The organism is Streptomyces sp. NPDC048416 (assembly GCF_043200435.1).
Taxonomy (GTDB): Bacteria; Actinomycetota; Actinomycetes; order Streptomycetales; family Streptomycetaceae; genus Streptomyces.
Map to the genome: position 1 here is coordinate 368251 of NZ_JBICXU010000002.1, position 16993 is coordinate 385243.

The window sequence follows — 16993 nt, forward strand, 5'->3', positions numbered from 1 at the left end:
CCCCCACCCCCACTCACCGGCACAAATCCCCCATTGTCAGCACCCCCCACTACCCTTCCTGACGTGCCCACCCACCTCACCGACCCCGACCAGCTCAAAGAACTCCTCGGCATCCCCTTCACCCCGGAGCAGACGGGGTGCATCATCGCGCCGCCCGCCCCGCAGGTCGTCGTGGCCGGCGCCGGTTCCGGCAAGACGACGGTGATGGCGGCCCGCGTCGTGTGGCTGGTGGGCACCGGCCAGGTCGCGCCCGAGCAGGTCCTCGGCCTGACCTTCACCAACAAGGCGGCCGGCGAGCTCGCCGAGCGTGTGCGCACCGCGCTGATCAGGGCAGGCATCACCGATCCTGACGCCCCGGAGCCCGAGCAGGGCGAGCCCGGCATCTCGACCTACCACGCCTTCGCGGGCCGGCTCCTGACCGATCACGGCCTGCGCATAGGCCTTGAGCCCACCTCCCGCCTCCTCGCCGACGCCACCCGCTTCCAGCTCGCCGCCAGGGTGCTGCGCGAGGCCCCCGGCCCGTACCCCGCGCTGACCAAGTCGTTCGCCACCCTGGTCAGCGACCTGCTCGCGCTGGACGGCGAGCTTGCGGAACACCTCGTACACCCGGACCGCCTGTCCGCGCACGACCGCGAACTGCTGCATACGCTCGCCGCTGCCAAGCTCAGCAACGCCGAGCTGCGCAAGGTGCCCGAGGCGGCCGCCGCCCGGCTCGAACTGCTCGACCTCACCACCCGTTACCGGGCCGCCAAGAAGAGCCGCGACCTGCTCGACTTCGGCGACCAGATCGCCCTCTGCGCCGAGCTCGCCCTCACCCGCCCCGAGGTCGGCCGGATCCTGCGCGAGCAGTTCAAAGTGGTGCTCCTCGACGAGTACCAGGACACGTCCGTCGCCCAGCGCAGGCTGCTCGCCGCCCTCTTCGGCGGCGGCACCGGCCACGCCGTGACCGCGGTCGGCGATCCCTGCCAGGCCATCTACGGCTGGCGCGGCGCGTCCGTCGCCAACCTCGACGACTTCCCCCGCCACTTCCCGTACGCCGACGGCAGCCCCGCCACCCGCTACGCGCTGTCCGAGAACCGCCGCAGCGGCGGCCGCCTCCTCGACCTCGCCAACTCCCTTGCCGCGCCGCTGCGTTCGATGCACGAGGGAGTGCAGGCGCTGCGTCCGGCGCCGGGCGCCGAGCGGGACGGGAGCGTGCGCATCGCCCTGCTCGACACCCACGAGCAGGAGATCGAATGGCTGGCCGACTCGATCGCCCACCTGGTGCGCACCGGCAAGGCGCCCGGCGAGATCGCCGTCCTGTGCCGCACCGCGGGCGACTTCCCGAACATCCAGGGCGCGCTGGTGGCCCGTGACGTCCCCGTCGAGGTCGTCGGGCTCTCCGGGCTGCTCCACCTGCCCGAGGTCGCCGACCTGGTGGCGGTCTGCGAAGTCCTCCAGGACCCGGGCGCCAACGCCTCCCTGGTACGGATCCTGACCGGCCCGCGCTGGCGCATCGGCGCCCGCGACCTGGCGCTGCTCGGCCGCCGCGCGCGCCATCTCGTGCGGCGCACGCCGAACGACTCCGACGATCCCGACCAGCGTCTCGCCGACGCCGTCGAGGGCGTCGACCCCGCCGAGGTGATCTCCCTCGCCGACGCCCTCGACACGTTCCTGGAGGGCGCCGAGGACGACGGCCTGCCCTTCTCCGCCGAGGCCCGCGTCCGCTTCGCGCGCCTCGCCGCCGAACTGCGCGACCTGCGCCGCTCGCTGGCCGACCCGCTCATGGACGTCCTGCACCGCGTCCTGACGGTCACCGGCCTCGAAGTCGAGCTCTCGGCGTCGCCGCACGCCCTGGCGGCACGCCGGCGCGAAACACTTTCCGGATTCCTCGACACGGCCGCCGGTTTCGCCGCGCTCGACGGCGAGGCATCCCTGCTCGCCTTCCTGGGCTTCCTGCGGACCGCGGCCCAGTACGAGAAGGGCCTGGACAACGCGCTGCCCGGCGGCGAGAACACGGTGAAGGTCCTCACCGCCCACAAGTCCAAGGGCCTGGAGTGGGACGTGGTGGCCGTCCCCGGCCTGGTCACCGGGGCGTTCCCCTCCACCAGGGCGAGAGAGGCCTGGACGGCCCAGGCGAAGGTCCTCCCGCACGCGCTGCGCGGCGACGCTCCGACCCTGCCCGAGGTCCAGGGCTGGGACGCGAAGGGCCTCAAGTCCTTCAAGGAGGCGATGAAGGACCACCAGCACACCGAGGAACTGCGCCTGGGATACGTCACGTTCACCCGCCCCCGCACCCTGCTGCTCGGCTCGGGCCACTGGTGGGGCCCGAACCAGAAGAAGCCCCGGGGACCCTCCGCCTTCCTGCACGCGCTGTACGAGCACTGCGCGGCGGGCCACGGCGAGATCGAGGCGTGGGCCGACGAACCGGCCGAGGACGCGGAGAACCCGGCCCTGCACGAGTCCGCCGCGGGCCACGCCTGGCCGCTGCCGCTCGACCCGGACTCCCTGGCCCGCCGCCGCGCCGCCGCGGAGCGGGTCCTGGCCCACCTGGCGGCCCCGCTGCCCCTCGACGAGGCCTCCCCCTCTTATGAGGCTGCGGCCTCCGAGGACGCTCCCCATGAAGGCACGCCGTACGAAGACACGCCGTACGAAGACACGCCGTACGAAGGCACGCCCTACGGGGACGACGAGCCCTATGGGGACGACGAGCCCTACGGGGACAGCGCACCCTTCGAGGACGCCGCGCCCTTCAAGGACGAGCCGTTCCCGCCCGACGATGAGCCCTTCCCGTACGAGGACGTCCCTCCGTACGAAGAGGGCGAGTCCGCGTCCGGCTCCCCCTTCGGGGAGGAGCCCGCCCCGGCACACCAGCAGACGAAGCGCCTGACGGAGCGCCAGGCGCACCACCAGTCGGAGCACCCGGCGCACCACGAAGCGAAGCACCCGACGGAGCACCCGAAACACACCTGGAGCCGGCCCGGCGGCGACATCCCCGGTGCCAGGGACCACACCCGTACCGAGGCCCCCGTGGCCGTCCCCGCTCCCCGCCTCACCCCCGAGGACCGCCGCACCCTGCACTCCTGGGACCGCGATCTGGAGGCGCTGACCACCGAGCTCCGGCGGGCCCGCGCCACCACCCGCGAGATCGCGGTGCCGGCCTCGCTCACCGCGTCCGAGCTGCTGAGGCTGGCCGCCGACCCGGACGGCTTCGCACAGGAGCTGGCCCGCCCGATGCCCAGCCGTCCGCAGCCCGCCGCGCGCCGGGGCACCCGCTTCCACGCCTGGGTGGAGTCCCGCTTCGAAGAGCTGCCGCTGCCCATGCTGGGCCCGGACGAGCTGCCCGGGGCCGACGACAGCGAGGCCGACATCGCGGACGAGCGAGACCTGGCCGCCCTCAAGGAGGCCTTCGAGCGCACCCCGTACGCGACGCGCACCCCGTACCGCACCGAAGCCCCCATCCAGCTGACGCTGGCGGGCCGGGTGATCAGGGGCCGGATCGACGCCGTCTACAAGGAGGGCGACGGCGCGCTCGCCACGTACGAGATCGTCGACTGGAAGACCGGGCGGCAGGCTACCGCCGACCCCCTCCAGCTGGCCGTCTACCGGGTCGCCTGGGCCGAGCAGCTGGGTGTCCCGCCGGAGTCGGTCGGGGCCGCGTTTGTGTACGTACGCACAGGTGAGACGGTGCGTCCGGGGCATCTGCCGGGCCGTGCCGAGCTGGAGGCGATCCTGCTCGGGCGCAGTCCGCGGAGCGGACCGGCCGACCGGCCACCGTCCACGGCCGGATAGGCTCAAGGGCATGAGCACGACCCCGGACAACGCCGTCCAGACCGTCAGCGCGGCGGTGCGCACGTACATCGAGCAGCACCGTGCCGCCTTCCTCGACGACCTCGCGCAGTGGCTGCGCATCCCGTCCGTGTCGGCCCAGCCCGACCACGACGGCGACGTGCGCCGCAGCGCCGACTGGCTCGCCGCCAAGCTCACGCAGACCGGCTTCCCGGCCGTCGAGATCTGGGACACCCCGGGCGCGCCCGCCGTGTACGCCGAGTGGCCCTCCGGCGAGCCGGGCGCGCCCACCGTCCTGGTCTACGGCCACCACGACGTCCAGCCCGCGGCCCGCGAGGACGGCTGGCACACCGACCCGTTCGAGCCGGTGATCGCGGACGGCCGGATGTACGCACGCGGCGCCGCCGACGACAAGGGCCAGGTGTTCTTCCACACCCTCGGGGTCCGTGCCCACCTCGCGGCCACCGGGCGCACCGCCCCCGCCGTCAACCTGAAGCTCCTGGTCGAGGGCGAGGAGGAGTCAGGTTCGCCGCACTTCAGGGCCCTCGTCGAGCAGCATGCGGAGCGCCTGGCGGCGGACGCCGTGATCGTGTCCGACACCGGCATGTGGTCCGAGGACACCCCCACGGTGTGCACCGGCATGCGCGGGCTCGCCGAGTGCGAGATCCAGCTGTACGGGCCGGCCCAGGACATTCACTCCGGTTCCTTCGGCGGCGCCGTCCCCAACCCGGCGACGGCCGCGGCCCGCCTCGTCGCCGCCCTGCACGACGCGGACGGCCACGTCACCGTCCCCGGCTTCTACGACGGCGTCGCCGAGCTGAGCGAAGCCGAGCGCGAGCTCTTCGCCGAGCTGCCGTTCGACGAGGCCGAGTGGCTGAGCACCGCCAAGTCGAGCGCCACCCACGGCGAGGCCGGGTTCTCCACCCTTGAGCGGATCTGGGCGCGCCCGACCGCCGAGGTCAACGGCATCGGCGGCGGTTACCAGGGCCCCGGCGGCAAGACGATCATCCCCGCGTCGGCGATGGTGAAGCTGTCCTTCCGCCTGGTCGCCGGCCAGGACCCGCAACGCGTCGAGGAACTGGTCACCGCATGGGCCGCGAGCCAGGTCCCGGCCGGGATCCGGCACGAGATCACCTGGAGCGCGGGCACCCGTCCGTGCCTGACGCCGCTCGGTCACCCGGCGCTCACGTCGGTCGTGCGGGCCATGAGCGCGGCCTTCGGCACGAAGGTCCGCTTCACCCGGGAGGGGGGCTCGGGCCCCGCCGCCGACCTCCAGGACGTCCTCGGGGCGCCCGTCCTGTTCCTCGGGATCTCGGTCCCGTCGGACGGCTGGCACGCGCCCAACGAGAAGGTCGAGCTCGACCTCCTGTTCAAGGGCGTCGAGACGGCCGCCCACCTGTGGAGCGACCTCGCCGCCACCACGGCCTGACCCGCCGGCCCGCGCCACGGCCGACACGAATCGCTGAACACACCATCCACCCGGGGGAGTTGGAAGCACCTGTGAGCACCACCAGCAGTGAAGTCTTCACGGACCGGCCGATCGGACTCGCCACGCCCATCGGCCTCACCGAGCCGAGCGGCATCGACCGCGCCGCCCACCACCGCCTCGACGAGGCGTGGCTCGCGGCTGCCTGGAGCCACCCGACGACCCGGGTCTTCGTGGTGTCCGGCGGCCAGGTCCTGATCGACGATGCCGCCACGGGCGCCGACGGCGATGAGGGGCGTACGGAACTCGTCATGACCCCCGCCTTCGAGGCGCCGGTCACCGAGACCCACCGCTACTTCCTGGGCACCGACGAGGACGGCGTGAGCTACTTCGCCCTCCAGAAGGACTCGCTGCCCGGCCGCATGGACCAGTCGGCCCGCCCCGCGGGACTGCGCGAGGCCGGCCTGCTGCTCTCCGCCCGCGACGCGAGCCTGATGACCCACGCCGTCGCCCTGGAGAACTGGCAGCGCCTGCACCGCTTCTGCTCCCGCTGCGGCGAGCGCACGGTGATCGCGGCGGCCGGCCACATCCGCAGGTGCCAGGCCTGCGGCGCCGAGCACTACCCGCGCACCGACCCCGCCGTGATCATGCTGGTCACCGACGAGCAGGACCGGGCCCTGCTCGGCCGTCAGGTCCACTGGCCCGAAGGGCGCTTCTCCACGCTGGCGGGCTTCGTCGAGCCCGGCGAGTCCATCGAGCAGTCGGTGCGGCGCGAGGTCTTCGAGGAGGCCGGCGTCACGGTCGGCCCGGTCGAGTACGTCGCCAGCCAGCCGTGGCCCTTCCCGTCGAGCCTCATGCTCGGCTTCATGGCCAAGGCCACGTCGTCCGAGATCACCGTGGACGGCGAGGAGATCCACGAGGCCCGCTGGTTCTCCCGCGAGGACCTGGCCGCCGCCTTCGCCTCGGGCGAGGTCCTGCCCCCGTACGGCATCTCGATCGCGGCCCGCCTCATCGAGCTCTGGTACGGCGAACCCTTGCCGAAGGCGACGCACTGACGCTGACCGACGGGCCCGCTGGCCGGCGGGCCCGCGATCCCGCTGACCCGCGATCCCGCTGACCCGCGGACCCGCGGACCCCGCGGATCCGCGGTCTCCCATAGGCACCGGATCCAGCCACGCGGAAGGCCCCCGTCCGCCACCCCATGAGGGTCGCGACGGGGGCCTTCCGCGTGGCCGGGGCGAGCGGTGTCAGACCCCGACCTTCTGCTTGACCTGCGCGAGCGAGGGGTTGGTCAGCGTCGAGCCGTCGTCGAAGAGGACGGTCGGCACCGTCTGGTTGCCGCCGTTGGCCTTCTCCACGAACGCGGCCGACGCCGGGTCGTGCTCGATGTTGACCTCGGTGTATGCGATGCCCTCGCGGTCCATCTGCTTCTTCAGCCGCGTGCAGTAGCCGCACCAGGTGGTGCTGTACATCGTCGCAGTGCCCGGCATGTCTCTCGCGCTCCTCTGTATCGCTGAATGGCGTGCGCGCCCCGCCCAATGCGGTTCCGCACGGCCTAGAACGTACGAAGGGTGACCGCCATTCCCGCATGTGACCGAATCGGCACGGTCGCCCGTCGCCGCGGCGTGACCGAATCGGCACGGTTGCCCGGCGCTGCGGCGTGACCGAATCGGCACGGTCGCCCGGCGCTGCCGCGCCCGGGCCGTCCCCCTTGGCGCCGGGGGTGCACGAGTGCGCGGCCGAGGCCTGATTAGTACGACCACGGGCGCCCCCTGTGGACAACGCGGCGCGACCGCCCCGGGCGACCTGGCAGCATGGCGGGGTGACAGCAGCAACGCACTCCACTTTCTTCCCGCAGGTCCCCGAGACGGCCGACGCGGTGCTCGACGGGCTCGACCCCGAGCAGCGCGAGGCCGCCACGGCCCTGAACGGCCCGGTGTGCGTGCTGGCCGGCGCGGGCACGGGCAAGACCCGCGCGATCACCCACCGGATCGCGTACGGGGTGCGCGCCGGAATCCTCCAGCCGTCCAGCGTGCTGGCCGTCACCTTCACCAACCGCGCGGCCGGCGAGATGCGCGGCCGGCTGCGTCAGCTCGGCGCGGGCGGTGTCCAGGCACGCACCTTCCACTCGGCGGCCCTGCGCCAGCTCCAGTACTTCTGGCCCAAGGCGGTCGGTGGCCAGCTGCCCCGGCTCGTCGAGCGCAAGGTGCAGCTCGTAGCCGAGGCGGCCGCCCGCTGCCGGCTGAGGCTCGACCGCAATGAGCTGCGCGACGTGACGGGCGAGATCGAGTGGGCGAAGGTCACCCAGACCGTCCCCGGCGACTATCCGGCGGCCGTCGCCAAATCGCACCGCGAGGCGCCGCGCGACCCGGCCGAGATCGCCCAGATCTACCGGATGTACGAGCAGCTGAAGCAGGACCGCGCGGTGATCGACTTCGAGGACGTGCTGCTCCTCACGGTCGGCGTGCTCCAGGACCGGCACGACATCGCGGACCAGGTGCGCCGCCAGTACCAGCACTTCGTGGTGGACGAATATCAGGACGTCAGCCCGCTCCAGCAGCGCCTGCTCGACCTGTGGCTCGGCGACCGCGACACCCTGTGCGTGGTCGGCGACGCAAGCCAGACCATCTACTCCTTCACCGGCGCCACCCCCGACCATTTGCTGAACTTCCGCACCCGCCACCCGAACGCGACGGTGGTCAAGCTGGTCCGGGACTACCGCTCCACCCCCCAGGTCGTGCACCTCGCCAACGGACTGCTCAGCCAGGCCACGGGCCGGGCCGCCGAGCACCGTCTCGAACTGGTCTCGCAGCGCCCTGCGGGCCCCGAGCCGGTCTACACCGAGTACGGGGACGAGCCCGCCGAGGCCGAGGGCGTCGCCCGCCGCATCCGCGACCTGATCGCCTCCGGAGTCTCGGCCGGCGAGATCGCCGTGCTGTACCGCATCAACGCCCAGTCCGAGATCTACGAACAGGCCCTCGCGGACGCGGGCGTGCCCTATCTGCTGCGCGGCGCCGAGCGGTTCTTCGAACGACCCGAGGTCCGCGAGGCGGTCGTCGCCCTCGGCGGCGCCGCCCGCGCCGGCGGCAACGACTCGCTGCTCGACGACGCCGTGGACCTGACCTCCCAGGTGCGGGCCGTGCTCGGCACCAAGGGCTGGACGGCCACGGCCCCGGCGGGCTCCGGCGCGGTGCGCGACCGCTGGGAGTCGCTTGCGGCCCTGGTCCGGCTCGGCGAGGACTACGCACGGGCGAAGCCGGGCGCGACACTGTCCGACCTGGTGACGGAGCTGCGCGAACGGGAGGCCGCCCAGCACGCCCCGACCGTCGAGGGCGTCACCCTGGCGTCGCTGCACGCGGCGAAGGGCCTGGAGTGGGACGCGGTGTTCGTGGTCGGCCTCACCGAGGGCATGATGCCGATCACCTACGCCAAGACGGACGAGCAGATCGAGGAGGAGCGCCGGCTGCTGTACGTCGGTGTCACGCGGGCCCGGGTCCACCTCGGGCTCTCCTGGTCGCTCTCGCGCTCTCCCGGCGGCCGGGCCTCGCGTCGCCCCAGCCGGTTCCTCAACGGCCTGCGCCCGGGCTCCGGCTCCCGCGCGGGCCGGTCGACCGCGGCCGGCGCGGCGGGCGTCGAGCGCGGCCCCGCCGCCCGCAAGCGGACCCGCCGCGGGCCGGTCCTGTGCCGGGTGTGCGGGAAGACGCTCACCGAAGCAGGCGAGATGAAGCTGATGCGCTGCGAGGACTGCCCGTCGGACATGGACGAGGCACTGTACGAGCGGCTCCGTGACTGGCGCTCCCACCAGGCGCGGCACCTCGGCATGCCGCCGTACGTCGTCTTCACCGACAAGACGCTCATGGCGATCGCGGAGGCCGTGCCGTCCAACGGCCACGAGCTCGCGGTGATCTCAGGAGTCGGCGCCCGCAAGCTGGACCGGTTCGGCACCGATGTGCTGGCCATCTGTGCAGGTGAGGAGCCTGGAGGAGTCGAAGAGGAGGGCTCTTGAAAACTCGTCGGAAAAATAGTTTGCGCCCGCCCCGGGAATCCCCATAGGTTCTTAACCACGGAAACGAGAGCTTCTACGAAGCCGGGTCTCCGTGTTGTACTTAGCTGTACTCATCCGAATACGCATGGGATCAGGCCCCCAAGGCCGAAGTCCCCGAGACGCCGAGAGGAGGCGAGACCAGTGGCCAGCTACATCGAGACCAAGACCAGCTACATCAGCACCAAAGTGACGGACCGCTCGGTCGTCGCCACCCGCACACTCGGCTCTTCGTTCCAGGGCACCGGTCTGACCACCGGCGTCTCCGGTCTGCTCGGCCTGTGTGTCGCAGCCCCGGCGTCTCTGGCGAGCCTCCCCGTGCGTGATGAGCGCAATGAGCGACCGATTCAGGCGTCGGCAGCAGCAGTAGCGAAGGGACGGGCCCAGGCCCACGCCTTTGCGGCGACCGGCGCAGGAGCGGAAAAGCAGACGAAGCAGTACCAGCACCACACGATGTGGGCCTTCCGTGGGCTCGAACCCTGGAGTGATCCAGCCTGATGCAGATCAGGCAGGCGCCTTCAGGGCCGCGGAACCCCACCCGGGATCCGCGGCCCTTCTGTTTGTCCCGAACGGGACGGACGGAGTGAAGGGGGCCTCGGTACCAGCCGCAACCCGGCCGACCGGCCGGGCCGACACAGCCGACAAGACGAGGAAGAAAAACACCGTGCAACTCGAAGCGCACGCCCCGTCCGTACCGCCCGCCCCGACTCTCCCCCCGTCCGGTCTCACGGAGGACCCCGCCTTGACTCCCCTCACCGCGCTCACCGCGCTCGACGACGCCATCGAGAACCTCGGCGTACCCGTCCCCTGCCGCTCCTTCGACCCGGAGGTCTTCTTCGCCGAGTCGCCGGCCGATGTCGAGTACGCCAAGTCCCTCTGCCAGACCTGCCCCCTGATGGCCGCCTGCCTCGCGGGTGCCAAGGAGCGGCGCGAGCCGTGGGGCGTCTGGGGCGGAGAGCTCTTCGTCCAGGGTGTGGTCGTTGCCCGCAAGCGGCCGCGTGGTCGCCCGCGCAAGAACCCGGTCGCGGCATGAACCGCCCGGGAACCATCGACCATCCCCGAACGAACGACCCCCAGAAGCAGGCCCCGATGACGACGTCCGCCAGCGAGCCCACCGGCTCCGCGACCCCAGACTTCACCACCACCGGCGCGAACGAGTCGCGCCAGAACAGGACCCTCGAAATGCAACTCATGCCAGAAGCCCTGGCCCGTGCGCATATGCATCAGCGGCTGCGGGAAGCCGAGGTGGAGCGCCAGGCACTGCGCCTGGTCGCCGCCCGGCGACTGCAGCGGCGCGCCGAACGCGCGTCGATGCGCGCCCGTCGCGCGCTGGCCATGGCCGTCATGCACTGACGGTCGGCGCCCGCCGGCAGGACCCAGGAATCACGCAGCGAAAAAGAACAAACCCGAAGCTGAACGCGGGGGCCGGTCCGAACGGACCGGCCCCCGCGGTGCGTTGTGCCCCCCAAGTCCCGGGCGCGGCGGTATTGTCGGCAGGTGGACGACCAGAATCGGCCCATGGCCGAAACCATCGTGTGCTCCCATTGCGGGACCCCGGCCCCGGCCGAGGGCCCGCCGGCGACCTGGACCTACTCGGTCGAGAACGGCACCGGCCGCTACTACTGCGACGACTGCGCCCGCGCCAACATCAGGGCCATCGAAGGCAGACTCGACGCCGCTTGGTGGTAGCCCCCGGGGCCCGCCGTCACCCCTCCCGGGCCGCCTCGGGAACCTCGGCCAGGCTGCCATGGTCGTCCAGGCCCGCCTCATCGACCACCCTCGCCGCCTCGGCCTCGGCCTCGGCTTCCGCCACGGCCTTCGCCTCCGCCCCGGCCTCCGCGCCCGACTCGGCTCCCGGCTCCGCGGCGCTGGGCCCCTGCGCCAGGAACCCCGGCAGCCACTCCTCCAGCTCGTCCCGCATGCGGACCGTCGCCTCCAGCTGGCAGAGCACCCCGATGGTGGACAGCGTCACCCGATGGATCAGGAGATACGAGGGCGGCAGGTTCAGCCGCTTGCCCAACTGGTGGGCGGGGGAGCGCGGATCGGCGATGCGGGCCGCCTGTCCGCGTATCCAGGAGCGGCTGAACGTGAACTCCTCGGCCTGCGCCGGTTCGATGATCGGCAGCAGATAGTCGAGGACCGCTTCCGGATCGAGGTCGATGGACTCCTTGACGAAGCCCTCCTCGCGCAGCATGTCGTAGACCCCCTCGGCATCGCCCTCAAGCGTCATCCGCAGGGCCGCGCCGATCGTCGGGGGCAGTCCGCCGGGCAGCCGGTCCACGGTGCCGAAGTCCATGACGCCGAGCCGCGCGGGGCCGCCCGCCGTCTTCGGTGCGAGGAGCCGGAAGTTGCCCGGATGCGGATCGGCGTGCAGCAGACCGGTCCTCGCGGGACCGGAGAACAGGAACCGCATCAGCAACTGCCCAGCCCGGTCCCGCTGTTCGGGTGTGCCGTTGGTGATCACCTCCGAGAGAGGCATGCCGTCCATCCACTCGGTCACCAGGACCTGCTCGCTCTGGTGCACCACATCGGGCACCAGCACGTCGTCGTCACCGGCGAACTCCGCCGCGTGCTCCCGCTGGGCCCGCGCCTCCAGGCCGTAGTCCAGCTCCTCCGAGACCCGGTCGCGCAGCTCGGCGATCAGAGGCTTGATGTCCATCCCAGGAATCAGCGGCCCCAGCAGCCGGGCGAACCGGCTCAGCTGCGTCAGATCCGACAGCAGCGCCTCGCCGGCCCCCGGGTACTGCACCTTGACGGCCACCTCGCGCCCGTCGTGCCAGACCGCCCGGTGCACCTGCCCGATCGAGGCGGCGGCCGCCGGCTTCTCGTCGAACTCCAGGAACAGCTCGCGCCAGTCGGCACCGATCCGCTCCTCCAGCACGGCGTGGACCGTGCGGCTCGGCATCGGAGGCGCCGCCTCCTGGAGCTTGGTCAGAGCGGCCCGGTAAGGCCCCGCGACCTCCTCCGGCAGGGCCGACTCGAACACGGACAGCGCCTGCCCGAACTTCATCGCGCCGCCCTTGAGCTCACCCAGGACCTTGAAGAGCTGATCGGCGGTGCGCTGCTGGAGCTCGCGGGCGACCAGCTCCGCGGACTTTCCGCCGATCCGCTTCCCGAGCCCCCAGGTGGCCCGTCCGGCGAAGCCAAGTGGCAGTGCGGCCAGCTTGGCGGTCCGGGTGACCGCCTTCCGGGGAAGATCAGACATGCGCCCCTCCAAATCCCAGACAGCCACGCCCTCGCAGGCACTACCGGGCCATTGTGTCGTGTGGCTCGGTGGCCGTTGAGGCCTGCTCCCCCCGAGTGTTGCCGACCGCGCCGCAAAAGCAGTCGCCGTGCGCCTGGACCGGGGTGGACCGCCAGTCGAGCTGAGGCAGTGACGCCTCCCACCGGCTGCCGGTACTCGCCGGCAGATCGCCGTCGAGAAACGCCAGGGCGTGCGCCGCCGCGAGACCCGCCACGGCCGTCGCGAGCGCCAGATCACAGGCGGGCACGGAGGTACGTTGCCGCCCCGAGCTCCACTGTGCTAGCAGCCGCGGCCAGGCGGGATCGCGATCCGCGCGGCCGAGCGCCAGACACCCCGCGCACCCGGTGCCGCCGGGCAGCACCAGGGGGCCCACCACCCCCGTCGTCTCCACAACTCCCGCGTACAGGTGGGGGATTCCGGCCCGGATCCAGTCCTCGGCATCCATCGCGTTCGGCGCGTACATCTCCAGTGGCTCGCGCGGGGCGGCCACGATCAAGGACAGCGCCGACTGATCCGTGTCCGTCCCCTGGCGCGGTGGGCCGTCGGGCGACGTGCGTCGCACCAGTTGCCGGGCCGCCGTCGCGCGCCGCTCACCGACGGCCTGCCCGGGCAGGCCGCCGGGCGCCACATCGCCGGGCTGTGCGACGCCTCCGTCCAGGACGTCGACCCGGCCCACTCCGCAGCCCGAGAGCACCGCGGCGATCGTCGCGCCGACCCGCCCGGCGCCGCGCACCTGGACCCGTATGGCCCTGCGGGCCGCGAGTCTCTTCGCCGCGTCGCCAGGATCCGGGTGGAGCAGGGAGAGAGAAGCCAGATCCGGCCGTAGTCGCTCCCGCGCGTCCGTCCGATCGCGTAACGCTTCGACCTTGGGGCTCCCCGCCGCAGGATCGTCCACGACGCCGGCCGCCGCCAACCGCCCGACCAGGTCGTCGACTTGGACCGGCGTCAGGTTCAGGGCGCGTGCCCGTTCGTACAGCAGCGGCATGCCCTGGGTGCCGTCCAGGAGCTCCAGGAAGTGGCCTGTCGCCGGGTCCACCGGTGAGAGGACCACCGCCTGCGCGGGTGTGATCCCGAACTGCACGGTCCCCCGGTCCCGCCAGGCCCGGCGCAGTGCCGGCTTGAGCATCGGATGCATGGTCCTACCCCCGTGTCGTCCCCGTCCGCGCCTCCTTGGAACCTGCCCGTTCGCAGGCCGTCGCGCGGCATGAGGCCACCATGCACCGCCGCGTCACGAGGCGTGAAAAGTTGTCCACAGGCGAGGGGTATTAGTCATTCAAATGGTGCACCTCAGCGGATGGATCATGGCTCAACCGCCCCGGAGGCGGGACTTCCCCCACTGACAGCGGGTAACGTCGGGGCGTGCCCGCCGACCCACTGCAGAGTGCCGGAAGCCCGCCTCGCCGCACCGCCGGCCTGCCGCCACGCGGCCCGGTGACGAGCGCGGTCGAGGTGCGCCGCAGCGCCCGGCGCAGCAGGACGGTCTCCGCCTACCGCGAGGGCGACCGCACGATCGTGCTGATCCCGGCCCGGATGTCGGAGGCCGAGGAGCAGCGCTGGGTGACGGTGATGCTCGACAAGCTGGCCGCGCAGGAGAGCAAGCGCATGCTGGGCGACGCGGAGCTGACCGAGCGCGCCGAGCGGCTGTCCGAGCAGTACTTCGAGGGCCGGGCCCGCCCCGCTTCGGTGCGCTGGGTGACCAATCAGAACACCCGCTGGGGCTCCTGCACCCCGGCCGAGGGCAGCATCCGGCTCTCGCACCGGTTGCAGGGCATGCCCGAGTACGTCGTCGACTACGTGCTCTGCCACGAGCTGGCGCACCTTCTCGTCCCCGGCCACGGGCCCCGGTTCTGGCAGCTGCTCGACGCCTACCCCCGGACCGAGCGGGCCCGCGGCTACCTGGAGGGCGTGGTGGCCGCCGACCGGCTCCCGCACCTGCCGGCCGCCCGGGGCGAGTAGCCGTCGGCGGTTCTGTACCGAATGTGTAGCGGCTTGGCCGATTGTCCGAGGCAGCCGTTAGCCTGGCGCGACGCAATCACCTCGGGATGGGGGACGGTCGGTACGCATGGCCAGGGAATTCCAGCGCGGCCACAAGGCCAAGGTCAGTGATCTCACCGCAGGGACGGATCTGTACGTGGGTGTACAGATCGGCGGTCCAGGGCTGACCTTCGACATCAGCTGCTTCGGGCTCGACGCCCAGGAGCAGCTGTCCGACGACCGTTACTTCGTCTTCTTCAACCAGCCGCAGTCTCCCGAGGGGTCGATCCAGCTCCTCGGTGCCCAGTCCGGTGACACCGAGTCGTTCCGCGTCACCCTGGACCGCGTCCCGCCGACCGTCCACCGGCTGTCCTTCACCGCGACGCTCGACGGCGCGGGCCAGATGTCACAGGTGGGCCCGGGCTACATCCGGGTGGTCGCCGGCGGTGCGGAAGTGGTGCGGTACGCGTTCACGGGCGCGGAGTTCAGCACCGAGCGCGCCGTCATGCTCGGCGACTTCTACCTCAAGGACGTGTGGCGCTTCGCCGCGGTCGGGCAGGGCTTCGACGGGGGCCTCGAAGCCCTCCTGAAGAACTTCGGCGGGGAGGTTCTGGAAGAGGAGCCCGCCGCCGCGCCCCAGCAGCCACAGCAGCCGCAGCCGCAGGGGGCCGCCCCCGGCTTCGCGCCGCCGCCCCAGTCCGGCGCGCCCGCCCCGCAGTTCGGCGGTCCGGCGCAGGCCCCGCAGCCCGCCCCCTCCTTCAGCGCGCCCGCGCCCGTGCCGGCGCCCGCACCCGCCCCGGCCGCCCCGCAGCACTACGCGCCGCCGCCCCAGGGCTCCACGCCGCCCCCGGCTCCGGCGCCGAGCCCGCAGATCCACGCGGCGCCGACCATCGCCGCGCCGATGCATCTGGTGCCCGGCACCGTGCCGCCGCCCGCGCCGGCGCCGTACGGCCAGCCGCAACAGCCCGCCTACGGACAGCCGCCGCAGCAGCCGCAGTTCGGGCAGGGCCCCGGCCACATCCCGGGTCAGACGCCACCGCCGGGCGCCCCGTACGGCCAGCCCGCTGCCTATGGTCAGCCCGCGCCCTACGGTCAGCCCGCGCCTTACGGTCAGCCCGCGCCTTACGGTCAGCCCGCGCCCTATGGCCGGCCGCAGGGCGCGCCCCAGGGCGGTGGCGGTCTCCACGCCGCCATCCAGGCGTACAAGGAAGTGCCCACCGGACAGCGGTGGACCGCGCAGAACAAGCAGCTGGTCCGGGTCGACCTCGGGGCCGGCGGCCAGCCCGTCCTCGCCCGCCAGGGCAGCATGGTCATGTACCAGGGCAAGGTCGACTTCGGGTACAAGGGAGCCGGTTTCGCCGGCCGGATCGTCGGCAACGCGACCGGCCAGGAAATGCAGTTGATGCGGTGCAGCGGCCGCGGCCAGGTCTTCCTCGCCGAGAACAGCGCCCATCTGCACCCCATCGAGCTCCAGGGCGACGGCATCTGCGTCTCCGCCGAGCACGTCCTGGCCTTCGACGAGTCGCTTCAGTACGAGGTCCGCCGCATCGAGGGTCACGGCATTCCGGGCGGCGCCCTGTTCACCATGCTGTTCCAGGGCACCGGCACCGTCGTCGTGATGACCCAGGGCACCCCCGTGGTGCTGCCGGTCACCCCGACGACGTTCGCCGACAGCGACGCGATCGTCGCCTGGTCCGCCGCGTCCCAGGTGATCGTCTCCAGTCAGGTCCGGCTGCGCCGCAACGCCTATCCGGGCCACAGCGGCGAGTCCGTCAATCTCCAGTTCCGGGGCGCCCCCGGCAACTTCATCGTCGTCCAGCCGTACGAGGTCTGAGGGAGCCCGAAGAAATGAACCAGCAACTCGCGGGCCATGCCCCCACCCCCGTCACGGCCCGGATGGAGAACCACGGCAGCGCCATGCTCAAGGTGGCCATGGCCACCGGCCAGGACCTGTTCGCGCGGGTCGGCTCGATGGTGGCGTACGAGGGCTTCATCCAGTACGAGCCCAACCCGCCCGCCGTGCGCCAGATCGCACGGGACTGGATCACCGGCGAGGGCGCGCCCCTCATGAAGTGCACCGGCGACGGGCTGCTCTACCTCGCCGACTACGGTGCCAACGTCGTGATCGTCAACCTCAACAACGACGCGCTCTCCGTCAACGGCACCAATGTGCTCGCCTTCGACGCGAGCCTCCAGTGGGGCGTCGAACGGGTCAAGGGGCTCGCCAAGTTCGCAGGCCAGGGCCTGTTCAATGTGAAGATCTCCGGCACCGGCTGGGTCGCCCTGACCTCGCGCGGCACCCCGGTCGTCGTGGACTGCGGCAGCGGGGAGGACGAGACGTACGTCGACCCGGACGCCCTGGTCGCCTGGTCACCGAACCTGAAGGTGAAGGGCAAGCGCAGCTTCAAGGCGTCCTCGCTGATCGGCCGGGGCAGCGGAGAGGCGTACCAGATGGCCTTCTCGGGCAAGGGCATCGTCGTCGTACAGCCGAGTGAGGACAGCACGGACCGCCTGCGGGCCCGGGGCTGAGGGGAGCAAG

General features: G+C 72.2%; 14 protein-coding genes. 11 read left to right on the forward strand and 3 right to left on the reverse strand.

Translation table 11 applies throughout. The features are described 5' to 3' along the window. Window positions 1-63: 63 nt before the first annotated feature. The 3 genes from ACGFW5_RS04440 to nudC all read left to right on the forward strand — a co-directional run bounded on the left by ACGFW5_RS04440 (window position 64) and on the right by nudC (window position 6249). On the forward strand, window positions 64-3771 hold the full coding sequence (locus ACGFW5_RS04440; protein ID WP_393832659.1) for a UvrD-helicase domain-containing protein: 3708 nt from the start codon (window positions 64-66) through the stop codon (window positions 3769-3771). A 10-nt stretch (window positions 3772-3781) separates the two neighbouring features. Further along, window positions 3782-5197 carry a dipeptidase gene (locus tag ACGFW5_RS04445; protein WP_393832660.1) on the forward strand — a complete coding sequence of 472 codons (1416 nt, stop codon included), beginning with the start codon at window positions 3782-3784 and terminating at the stop codon, window positions 5195-5197. 71 nt (window positions 5198-5268) lie between these two features. Continuing rightward, the gene (gene nudC, locus ACGFW5_RS04450; protein ID WP_393832661.1) at window positions 5269-6249 is read left to right on the forward strand and encodes an NAD(+) diphosphatase; all 981 of its coding nucleotides are present in this window, start codon (window positions 5269-5271) and stop codon (window positions 6247-6249) included. A 192-nt stretch (window positions 6250-6441) separates the two neighbouring features. Here the strand turns inward: nudC and ACGFW5_RS04455 are convergent, their stop codons facing one another. After that, window positions 6442-6684 (reverse strand): mycoredoxin, encoded by a 243-nt coding sequence (locus ACGFW5_RS04455; RefSeq protein ID WP_393832662.1) that lies wholly within the window; start codon window positions 6682-6684, stop codon window positions 6442-6444. A gap of 332 nt (window positions 6685-7016) precedes the next feature. On the opposite strand from ACGFW5_RS04455, the gene ACGFW5_RS04460 reads away from it, so the two are divergent. The 5 genes from ACGFW5_RS04460 (at window position 7017) to ACGFW5_RS04480 (ending at window position 10925) form a co-directional block, all read left to right on the forward strand. Beyond that, window positions 7017-9200, forward strand: coding sequence for an ATP-dependent DNA helicase UvrD2 (locus ACGFW5_RS04460; RefSeq protein WP_393832663.1), 2184 nt, complete (start codon window positions 7017-7019; stop codon window positions 9198-9200). A gap of 180 nt (window positions 9201-9380) precedes the next feature. Next, a complete protein-coding gene (locus tag ACGFW5_RS04465) occupies window positions 9381-9734 on the forward strand; it encodes a hypothetical protein (protein ID WP_393832664.1) in 354 nt (117 codons plus the stop codon). Window positions 9735-9900: 166 nt separating this feature from the next. Continuing rightward, entirely contained in the window at window positions 9901-10269 is a 369-nt protein-coding gene (locus tag ACGFW5_RS04470; RefSeq protein WP_120721502.1) for a WhiB family transcriptional regulator, read from the forward strand. Then, entirely contained in the window at window positions 10266-10589 is a 324-nt protein-coding gene (locus ACGFW5_RS04475; protein WP_350232541.1) for a hypothetical protein, read from the forward strand. Before ACGFW5_RS04470 ends, ACGFW5_RS04475 begins: the two co-directional genes overlap by 4 nt. A gap of 165 nt (window positions 10590-10754) precedes the next feature. Further along, window positions 10755-10925, forward strand: a complete 171-nt coding sequence (locus tag ACGFW5_RS04480; protein ID WP_393832665.1) for a hypothetical protein — start codon at window positions 10755-10757, stop codon at window positions 10923-10925. A 16-nt stretch (window positions 10926-10941) separates the two neighbouring features. Here the strand turns inward: ACGFW5_RS04480 and ACGFW5_RS04485 are convergent, their stop codons facing one another. Together ACGFW5_RS04485 and ACGFW5_RS04490 are read right to left on the reverse strand one after the other, a co-directional pair. Continuing rightward, entirely contained in the window at window positions 10942-12441 is a 1500-nt protein-coding gene (locus tag ACGFW5_RS04485) for an ABC1 kinase family protein (protein WP_393832666.1), read from the reverse strand. Window positions 12442-12481: 40 nt separating this feature from the next. After that, a complete protein-coding gene (locus ACGFW5_RS04490) occupies window positions 12482-13615 on the reverse strand; it encodes a ThiF family adenylyltransferase (RefSeq protein WP_393832667.1) in 1134 nt (377 codons plus the stop codon). A 224-nt stretch (window positions 13616-13839) separates the two neighbouring features. Here ACGFW5_RS04490 and ACGFW5_RS04495 point away from each other — a divergent pair, with 224 nt between their 5' ends. The 3 genes from ACGFW5_RS04495 to ACGFW5_RS04505 all read left to right on the forward strand — a co-directional run bounded on the left by ACGFW5_RS04495 (window position 13840) and on the right by ACGFW5_RS04505 (window position 16983). After that, window positions 13840-14436, forward strand: coding sequence for a M48 family metallopeptidase (locus ACGFW5_RS04495; RefSeq protein WP_393832668.1), 597 nt, complete (start codon window positions 13840-13842; stop codon window positions 14434-14436). A gap of 106 nt (window positions 14437-14542) precedes the next feature. Then, window positions 14543-16288: a TerD family protein gene (locus tag ACGFW5_RS04500; protein WP_393832669.1), complete on the forward strand. Its 1746-nt coding sequence runs from the start codon at window positions 14543-14545 to the stop codon at window positions 16286-16288. Between the two features lie 14 nt (window positions 16289-16302). Next, window positions 16303-16983: an AIM24 family protein gene (locus ACGFW5_RS04505; RefSeq protein ID WP_393832670.1), complete on the forward strand. Its 681-nt coding sequence runs from the start codon at window positions 16303-16305 to the stop codon at window positions 16981-16983. The last annotated feature ends 10 nt before the right edge of the window (window positions 16984-16993 follow it).